General features: G+C 46.6%; 1 pseudogene. It reads right to left on the bottom strand.

Annotated elements, in window-relative coordinates:
* Positions 1–288: 288 nt before the first annotated feature.
* Positions 289–386: pseudogene (locus EII23_RS12515) on the bottom strand (IS5/IS1182 family transposase); the annotation flags it as partial.

Raw genomic sequence — 386 nt, 5'->3', positions numbered from 1 at the left:
CCCATGACGATAATCGCTCATGGGAAAACTTTAAACAAGAAACGCTAAAGCTGCCAGCTAAAGCTGGGGGTTTTAACCCTCCCAAAGTGAGACAATAACCACACAAATTAATCCTCACTCCAAACAGGAGAGTACCACATCCAAGTCCATCAATTCCATCCTGATTGCATTTGTTCTCATATTCGGCATTTCCGGAATCGCCTCTGCCGACGGTCTGGAAGATAAACAGTTCATCCTTGGTCTTGGCAAACAGTACAAAGAATGCTGGAAAAAAGCTGGGGATGTCGTTCTGATCTGAATAGCGGCCAAGAATGAGGCTGCATTTTTCGCGTATCGGGTCGCAATGCCGCGCCATCGCTTCAAATGGAGGAACGCGTTCTCTATCA

This window comes from Desulfovibrio sp. OH1186_COT-070 (assembly GCF_003860215.1).
GTDB lineage: Bacteria > Desulfobacterota > Desulfovibrionia > Desulfovibrionales > Desulfovibrionaceae > Desulfovibrio.
Note: the sequence above shows the minus strand (reverse complement) of the source record. Positions and strands in the feature narration are given on the sequence as shown.